21 protein-coding genes, 4 pseudogenes and 1 other annotated feature are annotated in these 20,980 nt (G+C 59.9%); of the genes and pseudogenes, 13 read left to right on the forward strand and 12 right to left on the reverse strand.

From position 1 onward, the window contains the following. Positions 1–8 precede the first annotated feature (8 nt). Positions 9–1,754, reverse strand: a complete 1,746-nt coding sequence (locus B0G82_RS38205) for a carbamoyltransferase C-terminal domain-containing protein (RefSeq protein ID WP_121311388.1) — start codon at positions 1,752–1,754, stop codon at positions 9–11. A gap of 25 nt (positions 1,755–1,779) precedes the next feature. Further along, positions 1,780–2,139 (reverse strand): annotated as a pseudogene (locus tag B0G82_RS38210) (glycosyltransferase family 9 protein); the annotation flags it as partial. Positions 2,140–2,912: 773 nt separating this feature from the next. Here B0G82_RS38210 and phoU point away from each other — a divergent pair. From phoU to B0G82_RS40920, 3 genes and pseudogenes are all read left to right on the forward strand, one after another. Beyond that, complete coding sequence (gene phoU / locus B0G82_RS38220) at positions 2,913–3,575, forward strand: phosphate signaling complex protein PhoU (RefSeq protein ID WP_121311390.1); 663 nt, start codon at positions 2,913–2,915, stop codon at positions 3,573–3,575. Between the two features lie 47 nt (positions 3,576–3,622). Next, positions 3,623–4,857 (forward strand): IS3 family transposase gene (locus B0G82_RS38225; RefSeq protein ID WP_241975125.1). Its coding sequence is split into 2 segments (ribosomal slippage): positions 3,623–3,926 and positions 3,926–4,857, totalling 1,236 coding nucleotides; the frame shifts between segments, so codons are not numbered across the junction. Continuing rightward, positions 3,913–4,029: a sequence feature (AL1L pseudoknot), on the forward strand. (Overlaps the previous gene by 117 nt.) Positions 4,858–5,011: 154 nt before the next feature. Further along, positions 5,012–5,221, forward strand: a pseudogene (locus B0G82_RS40920) (type II toxin-antitoxin system ParD family antitoxin); the annotation flags it as partial. A 377-nt stretch (positions 5,222–5,598) separates the two neighbouring features. On the opposite strand, the gene B0G82_RS38240 reads toward B0G82_RS40920, so the two are convergent. Beyond that, on the reverse strand, positions 5,599–5,871 hold the full coding sequence (locus tag B0G82_RS38240) for a hypothetical protein (RefSeq protein WP_121311392.1): 273 nt from the start codon (positions 5,869–5,871) through the stop codon (positions 5,599–5,601). A gap of 551 nt (positions 5,872–6,422) precedes the next feature. Between B0G82_RS38240 and B0G82_RS38245 the strand changes: the two are divergent. Together B0G82_RS38245 and B0G82_RS38250 are read left to right on the forward strand one after the other, a co-directional pair. Next, a pseudogene (locus tag B0G82_RS38245) lies at positions 6,423–6,716 on the forward strand (HU family DNA-binding protein); the annotation flags it as partial. Further along, complete coding sequence (locus B0G82_RS38250) at positions 6,713–7,462, forward strand: DUF1016 N-terminal domain-containing protein (protein ID WP_347237588.1); 750 nt, start codon at positions 6,713–6,715, stop codon at positions 7,460–7,462. The pseudogene B0G82_RS38245 and the gene B0G82_RS38250, both read left to right, overlap by 4 nt. Here the strand turns inward: B0G82_RS38250 and B0G82_RS38255 are convergent. Continuing rightward, entirely contained in the window at positions 7,459–7,848 is a 390-nt protein-coding gene (locus B0G82_RS38255; RefSeq protein ID WP_121311393.1) for a type II toxin-antitoxin system VapC family toxin, read from the reverse strand. The genes B0G82_RS38250 and B0G82_RS38255 overlap by 4 nt on opposite strands. Further along, positions 7,845–8,096 (reverse strand): type II toxin-antitoxin system Phd/YefM family antitoxin, encoded by a 252-nt coding sequence (locus B0G82_RS38260; protein ID WP_121311394.1) that lies wholly within the window; start codon positions 8,094–8,096, stop codon positions 7,845–7,847. Before B0G82_RS38260 ends, B0G82_RS38255 begins: the two co-directional genes overlap by 4 nt. Before the next feature lie 394 nt (positions 8,097–8,490). Between B0G82_RS38260 and B0G82_RS38265 the strand changes: the two genes are divergently transcribed. After that, positions 8,491–9,543, forward strand: a complete 1,053-nt coding sequence (locus tag B0G82_RS38265) for a PDDEXK nuclease domain-containing protein (RefSeq protein ID WP_121311395.1) — start codon at positions 8,491–8,493, stop codon at positions 9,541–9,543. Positions 9,544–9,634: 91 nt separating this feature from the next. Here B0G82_RS38265 and B0G82_RS38270 read toward each other — a convergent pair whose 3' ends face one another. The 5 genes from B0G82_RS38270 to B0G82_RS38285 form a co-directional block, all read right to left on the reverse strand. Further along, entirely contained in the window at positions 9,635–9,892 is a 258-nt protein-coding gene (locus tag B0G82_RS38270) for a hypothetical protein (protein WP_121311396.1), read from the reverse strand. Between the two features lie 166 nt (positions 9,893–10,058). Further along, the gene (locus B0G82_RS40925; protein WP_241975126.1) at positions 10,059–10,370 is read right to left on the reverse strand and encodes an ATP-binding domain-containing protein; all 312 of its coding nucleotides are present in this window, start codon (positions 10,368–10,370) and stop codon (positions 10,059–10,061) included. Between the two features lie 104 nt (positions 10,371–10,474). After that, positions 10,475–10,741: a hypothetical protein gene (locus B0G82_RS40930; RefSeq protein WP_241975127.1), complete on the reverse strand. Its 267-nt coding sequence runs from the start codon at positions 10,739–10,741 to the stop codon at positions 10,475–10,477. Between the two features lie 3 nt (positions 10,742–10,744). Then, entirely contained in the window at positions 10,745–11,197 is a 453-nt protein-coding gene (locus B0G82_RS38280) for a hypothetical protein (RefSeq protein WP_241975128.1), read from the reverse strand. A gap of 65 nt (positions 11,198–11,262) precedes the next feature. Further along, positions 11,263–11,838 carry a hypothetical protein gene (locus B0G82_RS38285; RefSeq protein WP_121311397.1) on the reverse strand — a complete coding sequence of 192 codons (576 nt, stop codon included), beginning with the start codon at positions 11,836–11,838 and terminating at the stop codon, positions 11,263–11,265. Positions 11,839–11,891: 53 nt separating this feature from the next. Here B0G82_RS38285 and B0G82_RS38290 point away from each other — a divergent pair, with 53 nt between their 5' ends. Further along, a complete protein-coding gene (locus B0G82_RS38290) occupies positions 11,892–12,350 on the forward strand; it encodes a hypothetical protein (protein ID WP_147439644.1) in 459 nt (152 codons plus the stop codon). A gap of 316 nt (positions 12,351–12,666) precedes the next feature. Here B0G82_RS38290 and B0G82_RS38295 read toward each other — a convergent pair. Beyond that, positions 12,667–12,819, reverse strand: a pseudogene (locus B0G82_RS38295) (transposase domain-containing protein); the annotation flags it as partial. Positions 12,820–12,939: 120 nt separating this feature from the next. On the opposite strand from B0G82_RS38295, the gene B0G82_RS38300 reads away from it, so the two are divergent. Continuing rightward, positions 12,940–13,612 (forward strand): IS6 family transposase gene (locus B0G82_RS38300; RefSeq protein WP_241975129.1). Its coding sequence is split into 2 segments (ribosomal slippage): positions 12,940–13,491 and positions 13,493–13,612, totalling 672 coding nucleotides; the frame shifts between segments, so codons are not numbered across the junction. A 408-nt stretch (positions 13,613–14,020) separates the two neighbouring features. Here the strand turns inward: B0G82_RS38300 and B0G82_RS38305 are convergent. After that, complete coding sequence (locus tag B0G82_RS38305) at positions 14,021–15,265, reverse strand: LysR substrate-binding domain-containing protein (protein WP_241975130.1); 1,245 nt, start codon at positions 15,263–15,265, stop codon at positions 14,021–14,023. A 166-nt stretch (positions 15,266–15,431) separates the two neighbouring features. Here B0G82_RS38305 and B0G82_RS38310 point away from each other — a divergent pair, with 166 nt between their 5' ends. The 5 genes from B0G82_RS38310 to B0G82_RS38330 all read left to right on the forward strand — a co-directional run bounded on the left by B0G82_RS38310 (position 15,432) and on the right by B0G82_RS38330 (position 20,978). Then, on the forward strand, positions 15,432–16,283 hold the full coding sequence (locus tag B0G82_RS38310) for an amidohydrolase family protein (RefSeq protein WP_121311400.1): 852 nt from the start codon (positions 15,432–15,434) through the stop codon (positions 16,281–16,283). 34 nt (positions 16,284–16,317) lie between these two features. Beyond that, on the forward strand, positions 16,318–17,229 hold the full coding sequence (locus tag B0G82_RS38315) for a hypothetical protein (RefSeq protein ID WP_241975131.1): 912 nt from the start codon (positions 16,318–16,320) through the stop codon (positions 17,227–17,229). 68 nt (positions 17,230–17,297) lie between these two features. After that, positions 17,298–18,656: a C4-dicarboxylate transporter DctA gene (gene dctA, locus B0G82_RS38320; RefSeq protein ID WP_121311402.1), complete on the forward strand. Its 1,359-nt coding sequence runs from the start codon at positions 17,298–17,300 to the stop codon at positions 18,654–18,656. A 194-nt stretch (positions 18,657–18,850) separates the two neighbouring features. Next, entirely contained in the window at positions 18,851–19,891 is a 1,041-nt protein-coding gene (locus B0G82_RS38325) for a porin (RefSeq protein WP_121311403.1), read from the forward strand. Positions 19,892–19,952: 61 nt separating this feature from the next. Continuing rightward, on the forward strand, positions 19,953–20,978 hold the full coding sequence (locus B0G82_RS38330) for an amidohydrolase family protein (RefSeq protein WP_121311404.1): 1,026 nt from the start codon (positions 19,953–19,955) through the stop codon (positions 20,976–20,978). The last annotated feature ends 2 nt before the right edge of the window (positions 20,979–20,980 follow it).

Here is a 20,980-nt window from a genome sequence, read left to right on the forward strand (position 1 = left end):
GGGCGAACTCATGCGGTGGCTCCCGCTATTTCGACGAGAAACGGCCCGATCACGAGCGCGTCCAGCGGCGAAGTCCAGAACGACTCGACGGCATCGCGTGGAGAATTCACCATTGGCTCGCCGCGTGTATTGAACGAAGTATTGACGAGAATCGGCACGCCCGTGCGCTGTCTGAACGCATCGAGCAGGTCGTAATACAGCGGATGCTGCGAGCGGTTCACGGTTTGCACGCGCGCGGTGCCGTCCACGTGACGAACTGCCGGAATGCGTTCCGCCTTATCCGCGCGCACGTCGAACACGAACAGCATGAACGGCGCAACGCGCCCGTCCACGAACCATTCGTTTGCATGCTCTTCCATGACGACTGGCGCGACTGGGCGAAAGTCTTCGCGGTCCTTGATCTCGTTAAGCCTGGCCTGCATGCGCGAATCGACCGGCGAGGCGAGAATCGAGCGCGCGCCGAGCGCGCGAGGGCCGAATTCCGTTCGGCCCTGATACCAGCCGATCACCTTGCCGTCCGCGAGCAGGCTGGCGGTGTCGCCTGCAATGTCGTTCAAGCGCCAGTAGGGGATTTTCGACCATGTCAGAAACTGTTCGATTTCCGCTTCGCTATATTCGGGTCCGAGGTACGCATGATCCATTTTCCAGTGACGCGTGCGGTCGCCGCGCGCGGCGCGCTCGCGATAATCGGTCCATAGCGTGGCGCCCAATGCGGTGCCCGCGTCACCGGCTGCGGGCTGGACCCAGACTTCGTCGAACGGACCGGCGTCACGCAGCTTCGAGTTCATGACGCAGTTCAGCGCCACGCCGCCGGCCATGCTGAGTTTGCTCAAACCGGTTTGCCGATGCAGCCACCCGGCGAGTTGCAACACGGTTTCTTCCAGCACCCGCTGCAACGAATGCGCAATGTCGAAGTGACGCTGCTCCAGCGTTGCTCCGCGTTCGCGTGCCGGACCGAAGCGTTCAACGAGACGCGGCGCCTCGACGGTATACGTTCCGTCGCTGCGGAAGCGGACTATCTCGCGGAATACGTCGAGGTACTCCGGCTTGCCGTACGAGGCGAGCGCCATCACCTTGTACTCATCCGAAGAATGCAGAAAGCCGAGCCAGTCCGTTACGGCTTCGTAGAGCAAACCCAGCGAGTGCGGCAATTCCACCTGCTTGAGCCGTCTATATTCGCCGCCGACAAATTGCCCCATGCTGGTGGTCACGCCTTCGCCGCGACCGTCCATGGTGAGCACGGCCGTGTCGTCAAACGGAGCGGCAAGAAAGGCGCTGGCTTCGTGCGCGAGATGGTGACCGACGAAATGCCATTTGAAGCCCTTGTCGCGGTCCACGCCCTGAAAACGCTTCTTCAGATGATGTGGCACGCCGTCGAGCAACTGCGCCCGAGCGTTGGCAATGTAGCTGAGAAACAGAGGGTCCCATGGCGACGCCGATGGATCGCTAAGGCGCGTGCCAGCCGGATCGAAAGGCAATTCGATAACCGCGCCTGGCCGGCTCGGCATGCCGCCGAACAGGTTCGGGTCGTACGAGTAGGCCACGTGATCGACTTCCGCGAGCGTGATGCCGGCGGTATTCAGGCAATAGTCGATGGCGTCGAAGGGCAGTTGCCACGTCGAGAACGGCACGGGGCGTTTGGCGTGTTTGACGTGCGTGAAGCGCTCATCTTCGGCGGCGGCCAATACCACGCCGTCGCGCAATAAGGCGGCTGCACTATCGTGATAGACCGCGTTGATTCCGAGTGTGTACATGATGGCTCGCAATAAAGAAGGATTTTCAAAGGGCGAGAGATTGTTCGGCGGGCGGCGTCGCGCCGACGGTTGCTGTCGGAGCTTCGGATCGGAGAGTCTCGCCGCGCGCATTCGGCACGCCGCGCAATTCGAAGGCGGCCCGCGCGACTTCGGCGGGTGCGACGCCGAGCAGACAGGCGTGATGCTGCTGCGGACACACGCTGCGATAACACCAGCGGCATTCGACATCGCGGAACAGCACGCGGTGCGGCGTTTGCCAGGGCGTGTGCTGGGGATTGGTGAGCGCGTAGAGATCGACCACGGGCGTCTTCAATGCGGAAGCCAGATGCACCGGCCCGCTGTTGTTCGAGACCAGCACGCTGGCGCGCTCGATCAATGCCGAGAGATTACCGGTAGTTCGAGCGAACGGGAACTGGTCGCCGCCGTAATACAGGCATATTCTGCGGGACTTTGCGCAGACCATCCTTGGTGCTGTACGCGGGTCGGATATTGTTGGCCGCATTGACGGCGACGAGTTTCTCATGGTTCTTCCAGGTGCATCGCTGGACGAAGCGTCGGCCGCCATCGAGCGAGTGCGACATGAGATGTCTGGACGTACAGTCTGGACAAGCGCGGGACGGAGAATTCGCTACGCGTTTTCTGCCGGGGTGTGCGAGGTCCTGCCTTCTGACGATGCGCGCGGCGCACTGTCGCGAGCGGACCGCGCACTATACGTAGCGAAACGGACGGACCGAAACCAGGTGCAGCGGCGATAACCATCGCAACGGTACCGGTACCTGTCACTCCGTGACAGCTGGCGGAATTTCGTGCAAGTGTCCGTATCCAAATACGAAAGCGCGACCACTGGAAAACCGAACTCTGCTCCGCTCCGCGAATGCCGCCATGGCTACGCACATCAGAGCGCGAAAAGAATGGAGTGCCCGTTGATATTTCCGTATGCACCCCGGTCTTGGTACTCCCGGCGACCCGCAACATTTGTTGTTGTGAACATCGAACGCGAAGCGTACGATGATACGGTATATACGGTTTTCTAGGTCGTGACGATGTGGGACTCTGATTGCAGGGGCGCTCTGGGGCCGGGCCAACGGAATGGTTTCTGGTGAAATGGACGCAGCGGCACTCATAACTGCGTCCCGGGCGTTGCGCGGAGAAGTCAACATGTCAGAAAAGCACCTTTCCAGCAGTTTTGAGGCGGATCTCAACCTTCTTTCATCGAGACTGCTCGAAATGGGTGGACTCGTGGAATCTCAAACCGCGCTTGCGCTGGCGGTTCTGAACGAATTCGATGGGGCGCTGGTGGCTGCCGTCCTTGAGGGTGAACATCGGCTCAATGCGATGGAAATCGCAATCGACGAGGAAGTCAGCCATATCATTGCGCGTCGACAGCCCGCCGCTCGTGACCTGCGATTCCTGCTGGCCACTTCACAGTGCATTACCAACCTGGAGCGCGCGGGCGACGAAGCGCGAAAGTTGGTAAAACGCATGCGCCGAATTCACAGGGATGGTGCTCCCCGAGCGTTCAACATCGCTGAAATCAAAATCTCCGGTGAAATGGCCTTAAAGATTCTGCACAAAGCGCTGGATGCATTTGCGCGAATGGATGCGGTTGGAGCTGCACAGATTGTTCGGGAGGACGAAGCCGTCGATAAGGAGTTCCGGGCATTCGTGCGCAATCTGGTGACATACATGATGGAAGACCCACGAACAATCTCGACGGGGCTCGAGTACCTGTTTATCGCGAAGGCCATCGAACGTATCGGCGACCATGCGACCAACATTGCCGAGTCTGTCGTCTACGTTGTTCGGGGCACTGATATTTGAAGCGCCCCGAGTTTTCCGGAGACTCCAAATCTTGAGAAAATGGAGCTATGGAAAACGTCAAGAAGAAGTCACCGAGGTATTCGCCGGAAGTGCGTGAACGGGCAGTCAGGATGGTCCACGAGCACCGCGGCGAACATGAATCGCAATGGAAGGTGATCGCGTCGATTGCTGCCAAGATGGGCTGTTCCGGCGAGACGCTGCGTAACTGGGTACGACAGGACGAACGCAATCGGGGCTTGCGTGCCGATGGCGACACTGCGGATCAGGAACGCCTGAAAGCGCTGGAGCGGGAGGTTCGCGAGTTGCGCCAGGTCAATGAGATCCTGCGCAAGGCATCGGCGTATTTCGCACAGGCGGAGCTCGACCGCCGACCGAAGTGATGATCACGTTCATCGATGATCACCGGCAGGTCTATGGGGTCGAGCCGATTTGCAGGGTGCTGCCGATCGCCCCGTCGACGTATTACCAGCATAAGGCTCGGCGCGCCGATCCAGCACGCGTGCCTGCGCGGGCCCAGCGTGACGCGATGCTGTGCGGGGAAATCCGGCGCGTGTGGGAAGCGAACTTCCAGGTATACGGGGTACGCAAGGTCTGGCGGCAACTCGCACGAGAAGGCATCGAGGTGGCCCGGTGCACGGTAGAGCGGTTGATGAAGAAGCTCGGTCTGCGGGGTGTGCGGCGCGGCAGGTTCATCAGGACAACCGTCAGCGACCGCTCGACGCCGTGTCCGCTGGACCGCGTGCAGCGGCAGTTCAAGGCAGAACGACCCAATGCGCTGTGGGTGTCAGATTTTACGTATGTATCGAGCTGGCAGGGCTTCGTCTATGTCGCGTTCATCATCGACGTGTTTGCCCGACGCATTGTCGGCTGGCGTGTGTCGGCGTCGGCGCACACGGACTTCGTGCTGGACGCGCTGGAGCAGGCCCTGTACGAACGACAGCCGGCGAAGGACGGGCTGATCCATCACAGCGACCGCGGCGTGCAGTACGTTTCGATTCGCTATACGGATCGTCTGGCCGAAGCCGGCATTGAGCCGTCCGTGGGCAGCGTGGGCGACTCCTACGATAATGCTCTGGCCGAAACGATCAACGGACTGTACAAGGCGGAAGTGATCCATCGGCTCGGGCCGTGGCGCAATCTGCAGGCCGTTGAGATGGCCACACTCGAGTGGGTCGACTGGTTCAATCATCGGCGACTGCTCGAGCCGATCGGCAACGTTCCACCTGCCGAGGCGGAAGCCGCTTATTATGCAAAACTCGCTGGGTCAGCCACCGCGGCATGACTCAAGCAAAATTGCCTCCGGAATTCCCGGGGCGCTTCACACCGACCCGTCGCGCGCAGCCATCACAGGTCATCTGCGTAAGCCCGGCGCGCCTTGCCAGCACCCCCGTCGGCGGAGCAGGATTACAGTAAATCCTGTTAGCCCGGAGAGCACCATGCGCACCACACAGCGGTTCAGCATTACGCTGCCCAGTGAGCTGGCCGAACTCATTCGCACCAAGGTCGCCAGCGGCGAATACGCTTCTGAAAGCGAAGTGATCCGCGATGGGCTACGTCCCCTGGCGGCCCGCGACAGGGCCATTGAGGCGTGGCTGCGTGACAAGGTGGTGCCTGCGACCGAAGCGCTGCGCGCGGCTCCCGCGCGCGCCCACGCCCGAGCAGGTGCGCGCTCACCTGGCGAAAGAAGCGCTCTGGCATCCCATGAACTACCGGGTGCAGCTTGCCCAGCGCGATACCAGCTTGAGGACATCGAACGGTTCGTCAGTGAAATGGGGTTCACCCGTCACGCGCCGTCACGATGGCGCAGCCTCCTGATGCAACTCGCCGCCTTGCATCAAGCGGCGGGCGATACCGGCCGTTTGCAGCGTCGCGCGTTTCGTCGGTGAATGGGCGGCGCGATAGCGGACGATTGCAATGAGAACGTGGCGGCCCTCGCCAGTATTGCCCCACGCAGTAAACTGCCGGACGCCGGCTTCCAACATCTGATAACCGGTGGATGCATTGAAGTTTGACTGCGCACCTGCTATTGCGTTGCCGTGAGCCTGAGTCCCGGGCGCAGTTCATGAACAGCGTCTTCCTGGCGCTTGCGCTGATCGGACACCTGTTCGATGCCTTGTTTAAAAACTGCTTCGCAAAATGCGATGCGTGAGCGGTAATAATCCGCATGCATCTGCGCATCGAGGACACGCTGCTCGGCCTGGAACAGCTCCATACGCAACTCGTTTAGCGCCCGTTCCGACCGTTTCTCGGGGGTAGGAGCGTGATGTGAAGCCCAGTTTGTGATCCACCTCAGCATGGTGAAGCCCTCCTGTTTTTTTGCATGTTCTTCTACTGGTCTCAGGTCAACGACATACCGGCGCCTTCACCACGATGCCTCCGGCGTCTGGTGCAGGAAAGACTACCAACATCGGGGCAGCTTCTATGTGCCCTTGCGCACCTGTTGTGAAAGCGACTCACCATTTGTCGGGGTAGTCGTACTTTCCCTGCAAAACTGGCGGTTCGGTCCTAAAAATCCATATTGGTCAAGCACCTGAACAATCGCCCGTTGAGATACTCTGTATTCCTGATGAATTGGGTGGCGATCTGCGACGACATCCTGATCGGTCGCGATGACGCCGGTTATCAGATGTGGCGATTTCTCTTCATGCCGCTTTCCGGTCGTCGCCCGTTGACGAGCGATAAATTCGTGATTGATCTGCCGTGCCGTGGCGCTTCCGACCGACCCTGACGGCGCATTGCGAAGTCAATGTACGTTGAGTTGATCCGGTTGCTGCAGAACCGGACCGCCCTCTGGTCGTGATTGCGTGAAGGCCGGCCGATCGGGTAGGGTGGCGATATCCCAACCACGACGAGGAATCAACAATGAACAAACAGGAACTGGTGGATGCGGTCGCGGCGCTAACCGATGAAAGCAGGACCGCGACCGGCGAGATGATCGACGCAGTGATCGCTGCGATCACCGGCGCGGTGACGAAGGGCGATACCGTCCAGCTGATCGGCTTCGGCTCGTTTTCCGCGGGTGCGCGCGCCGCACGGGTCGGCCGCAATCCGGCGACCGGCGCCGAGATCCAGATCCCCGCGGCGAAGACCGTCAAGTTCACGGCGGGCAAGGCGCTCAAGGATGCCGTCAACGCGTCATGACGAAGGTGGCAATCGCGCCTGGCGGCTACGCCGGGCTGCACAAGGAGGTGGCCAGTGTCGTCGAATCGGCGCGAGGCACGGCGGCACGCAACGTCAATGCCGTGATGACCGCCGCCTACTGGGAGATCGGGCGGCGGATCGTCGCCCGTGAGCAGGGCGGGCAGGCGCGTGCTGGCTATGGACAGGCGCTGATCGCCCGGCTCGCTGACGACCCTGACGCGCCGTTTCGGACGCGGGTTCGGCAAGGCGAATCTGGCCAGCATGCGCGCCTTCTATGGCGCCTGGCCCGAGACAGAGGTTTTCAAGACAGTGTCTGGAAAATCGGCCGCCCCCGAAAATGTCCAGACGCCGTCTGGAAAATCGCTGCCGGCGAAAGACGTCGTCGACGCCACGGCAACGGCGCCGGATTACATGGCGCGAGCCACCCGTTTTACGTTGCCATGGTCCGCGTATGTGCGCCTGCTTTCCGTGAAGACGGCGGCCGCCGTGCCTTTTACGAGACGGAAGCGTTGCGCGAAGGCTGGTCGGTGCGCCAGCTCGACCGCCAGATCGGCAGCCACTTCTACGAGCGGCTGGCGCTGTCGCGCAACAAGGCGGCGCTGCTCAGGAAAGCCGGCGATGTCCAGCCGGGTGACATCATGACGCCGGAGGAAGCGATTCGCGACCCGTTCGTCCTCGAGTTTCTCGATGTTGGGTTTGCGCCGGCAGCGGACGAAGAGGGCCTACAGATGCGGAAAAAGATCTAGACGTACCGTACCGGCGCGAAATCGTATCGCTTTATCTGGTCATCGTGGGTCAGCAACACAATTCCTTCTGCCATCGCTTGACCGACGAGGAGCCGGTCGAAGGGGTCCTTGTGAAGAGGTGGGAGGGCTCCGACTTCGAGTGCATGCTGTGCTTCAATCGACAGCTCTTCATAACCAGCATCAAGCAGGTGCCTGCGAAGAACACGTGCATCGAGCTGAAAGTCCTCTCGGCCCAGTGCGCTTTTGATGACAACTTCCCAGATGCTGGCGACGCTGAAGCAGAGGGTGTTGTCGGCGTCCTCGATGGCAGCGCGCGCTTCGTTCGACAAGGCAGGGTCGTCAGCCGCAGCCCAGAGCAACAGATGAGTATCGAGCAACAGCCTCACGTTGTCTTGCCCTCAAACATCTCGCAGATCTCGTCCGCTGCCATAGTGTCAAAATCTGCCGGTACTTTGATCTGCCCTTTAAGGAACCCGATGCGCCGCAGCGGCTTTGAGGCTTCGGCATCCACGCGCATTACCTTGACCAATGGCTTGCCGGCCTTGGCTATAACGAACGGCTCGCCGCCGTTGACGGTTTCCTCGATCAGCCGCGACAGATTGGTCTTGGCCTCGTGGATGTTGTAGATATGCATGGCAGCACCATATGAACTTAGTTTAACAAACTTAGTTTAGTTGAATCTTTATGCTCCCGCAATCCGTCCCATGAAGCTCGTAGTCGTGATTTATCACGCGCACTGCCTCACACCACGCGTTCGGAGCCACGCCCGCAGTGAGATGGCCAAGTTTCAGCTCAGTTTTCGAGGCCGAAGCTGGGGCGAGGGCTGTCCGTACTGGAGGCAGGTGAGGTTTCGAGAGAACTTTGACTGAGCGCCCGCTAACTTGACATAACATAATTTATCAACAATTTTAACGGGGTGCGATGGTATCATCGCGGCGACTCCACGCTGGCTCCGCTTGTCGACTGCCGGTTCCCCCACGATAATTTCCTTCCGGGCGCGACAACCGGTGCCCCGACTACCAAAGCGCATGAACAAAGATCTGGGTACGCCCGCATGGGCTGAGGATTATCACCACTGGTTTGCCGAACTCAAGCAGCGCGTCGAGCGCGCGCGGCAGCGCGCCGTGGCCAGCGCGAATCGCGAACTGGTCACACTGTACTGGCAGATTGGCCGCGACATTCTCGACAGGCAGCAGCGACAAGGCTGGGGGGCCGGCGTTGTCGACCGGCTCGCGCGCGACCTCAAGGCAGCGTTTCCCGACATGCGCGGATTCTCGCCTCGCAACCTCAAGTACATGCGCGCGCTGGCACAAGCCTTCCCGCAGCCGGAATTTGTGCAACAGCCCGTTGCACAATTACCGTGGTCGCACGTCGTGACACTGCTGGACAAGCTCAACGACGACGCCCAACGGTTGTGGTATGCGGAAAAGTCGCTCGAGCACGGCTGGTCGCGCAGCGTGCTGACCATGCAGATCGAGACGGCCGCCCATGGGCGTGCCGGCAACGCAGTCACGAATTTCGCCGACCGGTTGCCGCCACCGCAGTCCGATCTCGCGCGCGACGCGCTTAAGGATCCGTATATCCTTGACTTCCTCGGTCTGGCCGAGAACGCCCAGGAGCGCGACATCGAGCGCGCGCTCACCCAACACATCACCCGCTTCCTGCTCGAACTGGGCGCCGGCTTCGCATTCGTGGGACGCCAGTACCGGCTGGAGGTAGGCGGCGACGAGTTTTTTGTCGATCTGCTTTTCTACCATCTCAAGCTGCGTTGCTACGTCGTCGTCGAACTGAAAACAACACCGTTCAAGCCCGAATATGCAGGCCAGCTGAACTTCTACCTGTCCGCGATCGACGCGCAGGTCAAGGCGGGCGAGGACCAGCCGACAATTGGCCTGCTGCTGTGCAAGGAAAAGAACCGGCTCGTGGCGGAATATGCGCTGCGCGGCGTGGCCAACCCAATGGGCGTTGCCGAATATCAGCTTTTGCGCCATGTGCCTGAATCGCTGGAAAGCGGTCTGCCATCAATCGATCAGATCGAGGCGGAACTCCGGCCCGATTTGCCCGATGCACAGCGGCAGTGATCAGCCCGGATGACTGGACGATTGCCCGATCGTGGGGACGGCGATGACGCCCTGGTCTGCCAGGGCGTGCATGCGTGGTCCTGATCCGCGCCTATCTACCTGCGCTGCCCGTCCCGCCAGACTGCCGCTTTGCTTCAGCAACCAGCTCCTTGAGTGCCTCGATTCCAGCATCCGTGAAGGCGGTTACGGAGACCAACTGCTCGGCGGGGACGTCCAGATCGTCGATGATCCCGAGACGCCCGTCCTCTGGCTCCAGGTTCAGAGTCGCCAGTTCGTCCAGCCAATCCACCGGCTCTCGGAGCATCTTCGCGACACAGGAGATCGTATAGACAAAACTCGGTGCTGCCATCGTATTAGATCTCCTTGGATTCATGGGCATCCAGCCCTGTAATGCCGTTCTACCCCGGTTCCGGACGTCCATGTGAGCCCCAGTTTCTGTCGCGTGCCGCGGGCGGCAGGTGGGCGTGGTCTGCGTGAACATCGCCGCGGTGCCGGAACTGGGTCGACGCTGGATTTCATCTGTTATGCCGGCCAGGCCTGGTGCAGGAGACTAAAAAGCCGGTGCGCTCGTCGCGCAATGCGGAGATATCGAGTGCATACTGCGCGCGAGTCACGGCCACGTAAAGCAGCCGAAGCTCATCCTCGTCCGGCATCGGGCGGCCGTCGGCACCGCGCAGGCGAAAATCGTTCGCCACCTTGACCCGCTTCCATTCGAGCCCCTTGGCACGGTGTACGGTTGAGATCCCATAGTCTGCGGCGCCTGCCGTCGCCGGGCGCGGCGCCAAGGCTTGCAGATAGCCAGTACCGAGTTCGTCGACGATGCGCACAACCGACAGCAGGTCCTGACCAAATGCGCTGCGCGCAAACGCCTGCGCATCGCTCCGCCGCCGGGCGGAATGCCCGCTGGCCGGCCAGCAAGCGGTCCGCGCCGTCAGCGTATGCGAGAATCTCGGCCGGACTCATCCGGATCGCAGGTCGATGTCCCGCCTCGAGTGCCGCGGCGAACTGCCCAGATCGCCGTGACATTCTTCCGGCACAGGATTGCGTCGACCGGCGGCGCTAGCGCGGCATCTTCCATCAGGATCGAGCCGATGGTTTCCTGTTCCCGGATGGGCGTGCGCTCACCGAGCAGTGCGAGCACGCGTCCGCGTTTGATCACCGGAAGCAGCACACCTGGCGTTGCGAGAGCCAGCAGCATCCGTCACATGTCAAGAAGCTTAAGCCCGTTTTCGGCACACCATTGCCTCAGCGCGCTTTCGACAGCATCGGTTTCAAACGAATACCAGCGCTCGAGAACGCCCTCACGGTCCAGCAAATCCTTGAAACGCGCATAAGCTCCTTGCCGCCGGAATAGTCCTTCGACCTGGTCATAACGCGCAGGCAACTCCTGTGCGACAAAGCGCAAGGCGAGACGTCTTCCGAGATCGAGCTCGTTCCTGTGCGGTATCGCAAGGTAGCGATCGGAAGTTTCAAGGTCGTCAGGAATCTCCTCGTCGAGCGCGTCGCTGGAATCAGAAGTCCAATAGATCTTGCCTGTATCGAGCGAGACATACGCGTTATGCTCCGTCGGCGCCGCGTAGCTGACGAAGTCAAAGGCCAAAGAAAGATCATCGTGCTTGACTGCGACCATGGCTGCACCCAGCAGGTTGTACATGGCAGGTCGGCAAACCGGTCCGGGGATAGGGTTTGTCGCCCGTTTCGCCGCGTCTGCAACGCGACTCAAAGCTCTTCGCTCGGGTCAGCGATATCGAGCCGGAACTGCCATCCTTCCATGCTCATGAGCATTTGCCCAAGATCCTCCCACGAGACCTCCTTGCCGTCGATCACCACGAGTCGCAAGCGCCCCGCCTGCGTCTCATCCCATTCGATATGCCCGCGCACCGTACTGTCAATGATCCGGCGCTCATGAAAATCGATGTGCCTGACCGACAGCGCGCGACGCACCTTCTCAACGAGGCGCCCGAGCAACACGAACACATCTTCGTCAGCTTCGCCGATCAACTGGAACCGGTAGCCCGCGCGAAGCTCTCCCCGAAGCTCAAACGCATCCAGTGCCATCCGGTTGCCCAAAAGCCGAAGCCGGAAATGGAACTGGTGCGGCTCCCCGTGGCAGTCGATCATCCGGATGGGGTCAAGGCGGACGTTCTCGAAATCGGTGAATCCAGTGGACTCGGCAATCCTGGCATTGAAGCACAGAGTGCAGAGCAACTCATAGCGGCCATCGCCAGATCCGCAGTGTATGGTGTCCCAGGGTGGCGTCTGGTTGCCGCATTGTTCGCAACGCTCGTGTGCCATGTCGTGCCTGCAGTAACGGTTCTTCCCGCGATCGCTAGGCGTCGGACTGGTCGTTGGTGATCGGCAAAGAAATCTCTGGCGCCAATTATATCGTTCAACGGATGCTCAATAAGGATATGCCGGCTGTACCCAATCTCTTTGTTCCGATCGTCGACGTTCGTGACGTGGCGGATGCGCATATTCGGGCAATGACGCATTCCTTAGCTGCGGGAGAACGCTTCCTGCTTTCAAATGGTCCCGCACTCCCATTGAAAGAGATTGGGGCGATCATAAAAGCGAACCTCGGTCATCAAGGTAGTCGCGTTCCTACGCGCACGATCCCTGATTTTGTCCTACGCACTTTCGCGCTTTTCAATGCCGAACTGCGGGCGTTCATCCCCGATTTGGGCCACGCAAAGAGATCGTCGAACGAGAAGGCTAAAAGAGTGCTGGGCTGGACTCCCCGGGCTTCCCGGGAACCAATCGTCGCAGCAGCGAGAAGCATGATAGAGAAAGGCTTAATAAAAGTGTAATCTTGTTCACTTTCATTTTGGTCAAAAGCAAGAGGTTGGTTAGGTTAATACTCCGCCGACCGGAGCATTCACGCTTTGCCCAAGCGATTAATCTCTCACTCCCCTCTACTTTTTCAAACCCGAGGGAAACGCTTATTCAGCTCGATTGAACCGCCCCCGGAACAAGCTGCCCCCCAAGAGTTGGACACAACCTTGGAGGTTCCGTGAGGAAATTCGATGTAAAGTTCCAGGGGAAGGTGGTTCGAGAGTATCTCGCTGGCAAAGGGTGCTATAAATCGATCGATAGAGGTTTTGCGAAGTGGCGACCGAGTCAAGCTCAACGCGCTGCTGTTTTTTTGAGCTTCGCGTAGTGGAACGGTAAGAGGTCACTCACGTCGGCATGCGGTTCGCGCTTCGGTAGTTCGGTGAGCACGTGCACAAGGTAGGCGTAGGGTTCGACGTTGCAGGCCCTGCAGGTCAGCATAAGGGTTCTGGTGCAAATGGCGACGTGAAATCGGTTAAGGTGTGGGACTGAACGAATAGAGAGCGGACGATGAGCAAATCGAAGAACCTGGAGGAACTGTTCGCAGGCCGGCACTTCGACCGTTAGGTGATCATTCTGTGTGTTCGCTGGTACCTGCGCTACAAACTCAGTCTGCGGAATCTTGCCGAGATGATGGCTCAACGCGGTTTGTCGCTCGCACATACGACGATCCTGCGCTGGATGCAGCGCGATGCGCCGGAGTTCGTCAAGCGCTGGAATCGATTTGGCACGCCGACGGGACAGACGTGGCGTGTCGACGAGACCTACCTGAAGATTCGCGGCAGGTGGGCGTATCTCTACAGGGCGGTTGATCGGGCTGGCCAGACAGTGGACTTCATGCTGCGCGCGAAGCGCGACGTGAAGGCGGCCAAAGCCTTTTTCAGCAAGGCCATCAAACATCAGGGCCAACCGCCGAAGACCATCACGCTCGATGGTTATGCAGCGTCGCACCGCGCGGTGGGCAAAATGAAGGCCGACGGCCTGCTGCCCGAGGATACCGCGATTCGATCCTCAAAGTATTTGAATAATCTGATCGAACAGGACCATCGCAACGTCAAGTCCCGGACGAAGACCATGCTCGGCTTCAAACGTTTCGGGAACGCCGCGATCACACTCGCGGGGGATCGAGTTGATGCATAGCATTCGCAACGGAAAATTTGGCCTTGCCTGCCTACGACTCAAAAATACGGATGCTGCTGCGGTCCGGAATGCTGTCCTTTTATTTAATACGTTATCCTAGTTATAAACGTAAAATCGTTCCGACCGGCTATTTGCACCAGAGCCCTAAATGGCTCCTGCCTCCTCTTAAACGATCGTTCGTTTCGCGCCCCGTATAGGTCAGTGCGAGAATGCGCTCGACGACGAAGATGAAAATCAAGACCCGCAAATGTTTCGGCAACAGTTCACCGTGCCGCACGAGGCGTGCATAGCCTTCCGGCTTGCTGTGGGTAGGTGACCTTGCCTGATTAACGGAAGCCTGTGGCGTGCGCCCGAGGCTGCAACCCGGAGCTCATGATTGCCGCCTTGGCGCTCCACGACTCAAGCTCCGGTGATGCAATCGTCTCATCGTCGACTTACAACGTCTATTGAATAAAAACCGCGATGCGTTAACCGTTCTGTAAAGTCACTCGCCGGTAAAAGCGAGACTTTAGACGACCGGATTCGGTAGTTGTGCTCGGTCGCGCCGCGCGTTATCGAACGCGCACTCTTCCCGCAGGACCTCGACGAATGCCTGCTGCAGCGCCGTGCCGAGCCAATCGCTGCGTACGGTATAACCGACTGCGCGGCTTGCTTCCGGCATCTCCAGTTCCAGCGCAACCAGTTCGCTGCCCGGATAGGCGTCGCGAATTTGCGCACGCGACAGCAAGGTAATGCAGTTGCTCTCCTGCAGCATCGCGATCATCATCGCAAGTGAACTCGTTTCGAGCACGAGAGGCGGTTTCACCGGCAACTGCCCGAAGATCGAATCGATTACCGCGCGCCGCGGCACGTTATGCTGGGGCATGACCCAGTCGTAATCCGCGAGATCGAGGACGCCGACCGCTTTGCGCCGGGCCAGCCGGTGCCCCTTGCGCACGGCCACCACGTAAGGATCGGGAAACAACTCCGTTTCCTGCACGGAGCCCGTGAGGCGAGGCTCGCGCAAACCCCCGACAATGATGTCGATCCCGCCGCCGCGCAATTCCCGCAGCAACGGCGCATGCGAGCCCTCTTCTACCGTGACACGCGCAGCGGGGTAGCGCCCGCGCAACCGTTGAATGGCACGCGCAACGAGACGCGGGGGCATCAAGGGCAAGACGCCGATCGCCACCTTCCCCGTGAGCTGCCCGCGAGCATATGCCAAGTCCTCGCCAGCCTGCGCGATCTCGCAGAGCGCGAGACTCAGGCAGCGCGCGAATTCAATCCCTGCAGGGTTCGCCGAGACACTGTGCACGCGCCGCCGGTAAAGCGAGACGCCGATATTCTGCTCGATCTGACGCGCAGCGCGATGCACTGCGGGCTGCGAGATACCCAACGAGAGTGCCGCTTCAGCCGCCGACCCTGCGTGGGCAATGGCAATGTGACAGCGCACCTGCGCATCGGTAAGACGGCGGCAGATCTTGGCGGCGTTCGCCACCGTCGCTTGTCCCGTCACACTCATCACGGCACGCTCGATCTGATCGATCATGCGACGCACGCGCCGTTGCAGTATCACGCCCTCGTCCGTCAATTCGCTGCCGCCGAAACCGCGCTCGAGTAACTGACCGCCAAAGCTGGTTTCCAGCTTGTTGATGGCGACGCTGACAGCCGGCTGCGTACGTCCTGCGCGAACCGCTGCCTGTCCGATCCCACCGACTTCACACACGGCGTCGAACAGAAAAAGACGCCTTAATCGCGCCAGATCGTCGTCCAACGATGCACGCTCGACCGTCTCCATCCATCCCCCGTTTGACTATGTGAAAACCCTTAGATTAACTGAAATTTATGCCTTATGTGCCACTTCGAATTGATGACTTCACGCATAACGCGCTTACAGTAGCACCCATTCCATTGAATAGTTTTCAGCCAGGAGCAACTTCATGTCTGTCATCATCGACACGCACACTCACGCAATTTCCCCGGATAAACAGCGCTATCCGCTCGCACCAGTGGGCGGCCACCAATCGGAGTGGTCGGCGAAGCGCCCGGTGAGCTTTGAAGGGTTGCTCGCCTCGATGGACGAAGCCGGCATCGACTGTGCCGTAGTCGTGCAAGCGTCGACGATGTACGGCAATGACAATAGTTATGTGGTGGAAGCTGTGCGCAGCCATGCCGATCGCTTCGCCGGCGTATTTTCGATCAATGTCCTGGCAAGCGACGCCGTCACGCAAATGCAACGCTGGCTCGACGCGGGCCTCTCCGGCCTGCGCCTGTTCACGACGGGCAGCACGATGCCCGGACAGGCCGGCTGGCTCGACGACGAACGCTCTTTCCCGGTATGGGAATACGCGCAGCGTCACAACGTGTCGATCTGCCTGCAGATGACCGCGCAAGGCATCCCCGCATTGCTGAACATGCTCGAGCGCTTTCCGGACATCCGTGTGCTGCTCGATCATCTCGCACGTCCCGAACTCGCCGGCGGCCCTCCGTATGAAGCAGCCGCACCGCTGTTTAGCCTCGCTTCTCATCAAGGCGTGTATCTGAAGCTCACGAATCGCACGATCGCTGAAGCCGGGCGCGGTTCATCGACACCCGCAGCGTTCTTTCCTCGTGTGCTCGATGCGTTCGGCGCGCATCGCATTGCGTGGGGCTCAAATTTCCCCGCCGCCGAGGGCACGTTGCCGCAATTGCTCGCAGACGCTCGCGAGAGTCTCTCGAGCTTGCCCGCCGAAGCGCGTGAAGCGATTTTCGGTGGCACCGCACGTACGGTTTATCCGGCGCTCGCCGCCTGATACGTCCACTTCGAATACAACAGGAAACACGCTTGTGAGCACGTCCATGCATCCGCTGCGCCTGAAGACCGCGCTGAAGACCTATTTGCACACCGAGGCGTTGAAAAGCGGCAAGCTGACCGACCCGGCCGTCGAATTCATATTCGAGGACGTCGAACCGATCCATCGCGCGTTCGCCCCGATGGCGCGTCGTCAGGTCTACGACGTGAGCGAGTTGGCGATCGTCACGTATCTGCAGGCGAAAGCCTACGGCAAGCCGCTCGTACTGTTGCCCGCGGTAGTGGCCGCGCGGTTTCAGCAAGGCTGCATTATTTATAATGCCGGACGCGGCAAGCTGGATGTCGGCAGTCTTGCAGGCAAGCGAGTTGGCGTGCGCGCCTATTCGCAAACCACCGGCATGTGGGTCCGCGCTATTCTCGGCGATACCTACAACGTACCGCTCGAACAGATCGAATGGGTGACGATAGAAGGTGCGCATCTGGAAGAGTATGCCGATCCGTCTTTCGTTCACCACGCTGGCGCCAGCAAGCAACTGCTGACCATGCTGCGCGACGGAGAACTAGACGCCGCCATTCTCGGCAACGATCTGCCGGACGGACCGGAATTCAAACCGGTGATCGACAATGCAGCAGCAGCCGACCTGGAGTGGTACGCGCTGCACCGCTATGTGCCGATCAATCACGTGGTGGTCGTGACGAAAGCGGTGGCCGACGCCAATCCGCAAGCTGTCCGGGCAGTGTATGACCTGTTGTGCCGCGGCAAAGCCGGGGTCGCCGAGCAGAACGCGGGCAAACCCGACAAACTGTTATTCGGCTACGACGTGCTGCGCGGGCCGCTTGAAGAGACCCTTGCGTTCTGCGAGGAGCAGCAATTACTACCTCGAAAGCTGACCGTCGACGAGATTTTCGCCGACAGTCTGGACATTCTGGGCGACGCTGGACGCTAGCCGCGAATTCGTCCGTTTCACGATTCCTGAGCGAACCCAAGTTCGCCGCAGTTTGTTAAGGAGACACCATGAGCTTGCCCGGCAAGTCCACCGCCTCGACACCCAAAGAACGGCCGCCGTTCTATCGGGACCTGTCTTTCCAGGTTCTCGCTGGGATGGCGATCGGTGTTGCCACGGGTTACTTCTTTCCGAAGTTCGGCATCAATCTGCAACCCATTGGCGACGCTTTCATCCGCATCATCCAGATGCTGATTGGACCGATTATCTTCTGCACGGTGTGCAGCGGCATCGCTGGCGTCAACGACTTCAAGAAAGTCGGCCGCGTAGCGATCAAGGCGCTGTTTTACTTCGAGGTGGTGACCTCGCTCGCATTGGTGCTGGGCCTCGTGGTCATCAACGTGCTCAAACCCGGTGTCGGCATGAACGTGGACATGCATAACGTGCACTCCGCCGCTGTCGATACCTACGTCGCCCAGGCCCACCACGTCGTCACGACGAGCGAATTCCTGCTGAACGTGATTCCGCACACGGCGATCAGCGCGTTCGCCGGCGGCGACGTGCTGCAGGTGCTGTTCTTCTCCGTCCTGTTCGCTTTCGGGCTCGCCGCCATTGGCGAGCGAGCAAGGCCGGCGTTGAATCTGATCGACTCGGTGTCGGGGTCGCTCTTCTGGATCATCGGCCTGACGATGAAGATCGCCCCGCTCGCGGCTTTCGGCGCGATTGCCTTCACTGTGAGCAAGTTCGGCTTTGGCACGCTGATTTCACTCGGCAAGCTCGTACTCGAGTTCTATCTGACCTGCGCCCTCTTCATCCTGCTGATCTTGTGGCCGATCGCGAAAGTCAACGGCTTCAGCTTGCTGCGACTGATGCGCTATATCGGTGCAGAACTCCTGCTCGTGATTGGCACGAGTTCGTCGGAGACGGTGTTTCCGCAACTGATCGACAAGCTGGAGCGGCTCGGATGCGAAAAATCGGTGGTCGGTCTGGTTCTGCCAACGGCCTACACGTTCAATCACGACGGCACCTGTCTGTATTTCGCCGCTGCCGCAGTCTTTCTCGCCCAGGCCACCAACACGCCGATGAGCTGGCACGATCAACTGGTGTTGCTCGCCGTGCTGTTGCTCACGTCGAAGGGCGCAGCGGGTGTATCGGGGGCCGCCATTGCCGTGCTGGCCGCGACGCTCGCTGCATCGAACACGATTCCGGTCGAATCGATCGCGCTGATCCTCGGTATTCACAAGGCCATGTCGAGCGGCTTCGTGTTCACCAACATCATCGGCAACAGCGTTGCGACCATCGTGGTAGCAAACTGGGAAAAGGCACTGGACCGCGTCGCGCTGCGCCGTGAGCTGAAGACCGGCTTCAAACCGCTGGACGCGCCGCCCACCCGCCTTACTCAGACGAGCAGCGGTTCGGCAGGTAACTAGCAACGCTGCACCCGAGGCCGATGGCATGAATGAATAACCGCCACCGGCCTGGCAAAAACCCGCAACAGCAACAACCAGCAACAACCCGCAACAAAGGTTGAAAGCTGATGATTTACTTAGTGATACGAATCGTATGGCGGACGCTGACATTGACAGACGTCCAGCACACAACGACACCAGATCGGAGACATATTATGAAAATAAAGGCTTGGAGAACTTTTGGAATCGGCATCTCGGCTGCGGCTGGCACGCTGGGCGCATTGCCTGCGCACGCGCAGTCGAGCGTACAGATATATGGCACAGCAGACGGCGGCGTCCGCTACCAGACCAACGCGGCCAAAGGCGGCGGCAGTGTGGTGACGATGAACTCGAACGGCTATTACAGTTCGAACAAACTCGGCTTTCTGGGCAAAGAAGATCTGGGCGACGGCTGGAACGCGCATTTCCGCCTCGAAAGCGGCTTCAATCTCGGCAACGGGCAGTTGGACAACACCACTGGCACGCTATTCAACCGGCAGTCATACGTCGGTATCGGCCATGAGAAGTACGGGACGCTCGACCTCGGCCGCCAGTACACCATCTCGCACGACATCATCAGCATCTACGACCCGTTTGGCTTTCACTTCACGCCAATCCTGCCGTTGACCACCGCCTCCGACGGCACGCGCAACAACAATGCAGTCAAGTACAAGAACAACTTCGGCCCGTTGTTATTCGAAGTGGACAACTCGTTCGGCGGCGTCGCGGGTAACTTCAGCAGCGGAGCGACGCGCTCGGTGGGAATGAGCTACAACGCCGGTCCGGTCGACGTTGGCGGCGTATACGGGCACCGCAATATCCTGAACGGCATGGCGTATGTCAGCGACAGCTATTACATGGCGGGCGTAGGCTACCGGATCGGGCCGGTGCGCATTTCCGGCGGCTTCATGTCGGAAGACCAGGAAAATCCGACCGCTCCGCACCAGGTGACGAACAACGCGTTCGGCGGTCTCGCGTGGACCATCCGGCCGGACATTATTTTCAGTGGCGGCTATTACCAGACCACCGTCTCGACCGACAAGGCAAGCCGCCGCGGTCTCTCGATCATTTCGCTCGCGTATCTGCTGTCCAAGCGCACCACGCTCTACAGCGAAATCGACTACACGTCGTACAAACACGCGGTGGTCAGCACGCTGAACCCGACGGGCGCGTCCAGCCAGACTGCGGTCACCGTCGGTATCGACGTACTGTTCTAGCACCTCAGATTCAATCTCAGGCGCGTATCGATGCGCGCGCCGAACTACCCTGGAGCCACTCATGATCATCGATATCCACGGACACTACACGACTGCGCCCAAAGCGCTGGAGGCCTGGCGCAACCGCCAGATCGCCGCGATCGGCCAGCCGTCGGAGCGCCCCAAGCCGTCCGAACTGAAGATCAGCGACGACGAACTGCGCGAATCGATCGAGACCAACCAGTTGCGTCTGATGCGCGAACGCGGTCTCGATCTCACCGTGTTCAGTCCGCGCGCCAGTTTCATGGCGCATCACATCGGCGACTTCGAGGTGTCCAGTACCTGGACGGCGATCTGCAACGAGTTATGCTACAGGGTCAGCGAGCTGTTCCCGCAGAACTTCATTCCGGCGGCGATGCTGCCGCAGAGTCAGGGAGTCGATACGGCGAGCTGTATTCCCGAAATGGTGAAATGCATCGAGCAGTACGGCAACGTCGCGCTCAACCTGAATCCCGATCCGTCGGGCGGCCACTGGACCAGTCCGCCACTGTCCGACCGCTACTGGTATCCGATTTACGAAAAGATGGTCGAGTACGACGTGCCTGCGATGATTCACGTGAGCACGAGCTGCAATGCGTGCTTTCACACGACGGGCGCGCACTATCTGAACGCCGATACGACTGCGTTCATGCAGTGCCTCACGTCGGACCTCTTTCACGACTTCCCTACACTGCGTTTTGTCATTCCGCACGGCGGCGGCGCCGTGCCGTATCACTGGGGACGCTTCCGCGGTCTGGCTCAGGAGATGAAAAAGCCGCCGCTGGAAGATCATTTGCTGAACAACGTGTTCTTCGACACCTGCGTGTACCATCAGCCCGGCATCAATCTTCTGACCGAGGTGATTCCCGTCGACAACATCCTGTTCGCGAGCGAGATGATCGGCGCGGTGCGCGGCATCGACCCCTACACGCAACACTATTTCGACGACACGAAGCGCTACATCGAAGCTGCCGACATGCCTAGCGAACAGCGTTTCAAGATTTACGAAGGTAACGCGCGCCGCGTGTATCCGCGGTTGGATGCCGCGCTCACTGCACAAGGACGTTGATC

The sequence above is a fragment of the Paraburkholderia sp. BL17N1 genome, assembly GCF_003634175.1.
Taxonomy (GTDB): Bacteria; Pseudomonadota; Gammaproteobacteria; order Burkholderiales; family Burkholderiaceae; genus Paraburkholderia.

What these genes read in the sequence shown, in the direction of transcription:
- B0G82_RS38205 (WP_121311388.1), bottom strand. Translation starts at nt 1,754, where the DNA reads ATGTACACACTCGGAATCAACGCGGTCTATCACGATAGTGCAGCCGCC.
- phoU (WP_121311390.1), top strand. Translation starts at nt 2,913, where the DNA reads ATGTCAGAAAAGCACCTTTCCAGCAGTTTTGAGGCGGATCTCAACCTT.
- B0G82_RS38240 (WP_121311392.1), bottom strand. Translation starts at nt 5,871, where the DNA reads ATGCTGAGGTGGATCACAAACTGGGCTTCACATCACGCTCCTACCCCC.
- B0G82_RS38250 (WP_347237588.1), top strand. Translation starts at nt 6,713, where the DNA reads ATGACGAAGGTGGCAATCGCGCCTGGCGGCTACGCCGGGCTGCACAAG.
- B0G82_RS38260 (WP_121311394.1), bottom strand. Translation starts at nt 8,096, where the DNA reads ATGCATATCTACAACATCCACGAGGCCAAGACCAATCTGTCGCGGCTG.
- B0G82_RS38265 (WP_121311395.1), top strand. Translation starts at nt 8,491, where the DNA reads ATGAACAAAGATCTGGGTACGCCCGCATGGGCTGAGGATTATCACCAC.
- B0G82_RS38270 (WP_121311396.1), bottom strand. Translation starts at nt 9,892, where the DNA reads ATGGCAGCACCGAGTTTTGTCTATACGATCTCCTGTGTCGCGAAGATG.
- B0G82_RS40930 (WP_241975127.1), bottom strand. Translation starts at nt 10,741, where the DNA reads ATGCTGCTGGCTCTCGCAACGCCAGGTGTGCTGCTTCCGGTGATCAAA.
- B0G82_RS38280 (WP_241975128.1), bottom strand. Translation starts at nt 11,197, where the DNA reads ATGTACAACCTGCTGGGTGCAGCCATGGTCGCAGTCAAGCACGATGAT.
- B0G82_RS38285 (WP_121311397.1), bottom strand. Translation starts at nt 11,838, where the DNA reads ATGGCACACGAGCGTTGCGAACAATGCGGCAACCAGACGCCACCCTGG.
- B0G82_RS38310 (WP_121311400.1), top strand. Translation starts at nt 15,432, where the DNA reads ATGTCTGTCATCATCGACACGCACACTCACGCAATTTCCCCGGATAAA.
- dctA (WP_121311402.1), top strand. Translation starts at nt 17,298, where the DNA reads ATGAGCTTGCCCGGCAAGTCCACCGCCTCGACACCCAAAGAACGGCCG.
- B0G82_RS38325 (WP_121311403.1), top strand. Translation starts at nt 18,851, where the DNA reads ATGAAAATAAAGGCTTGGAGAACTTTTGGAATCGGCATCTCGGCTGCG.
- B0G82_RS38330 (WP_121311404.1), top strand. Translation starts at nt 19,953, where the DNA reads ATGATCATCGATATCCACGGACACTACACGACTGCGCCCAAAGCGCTG.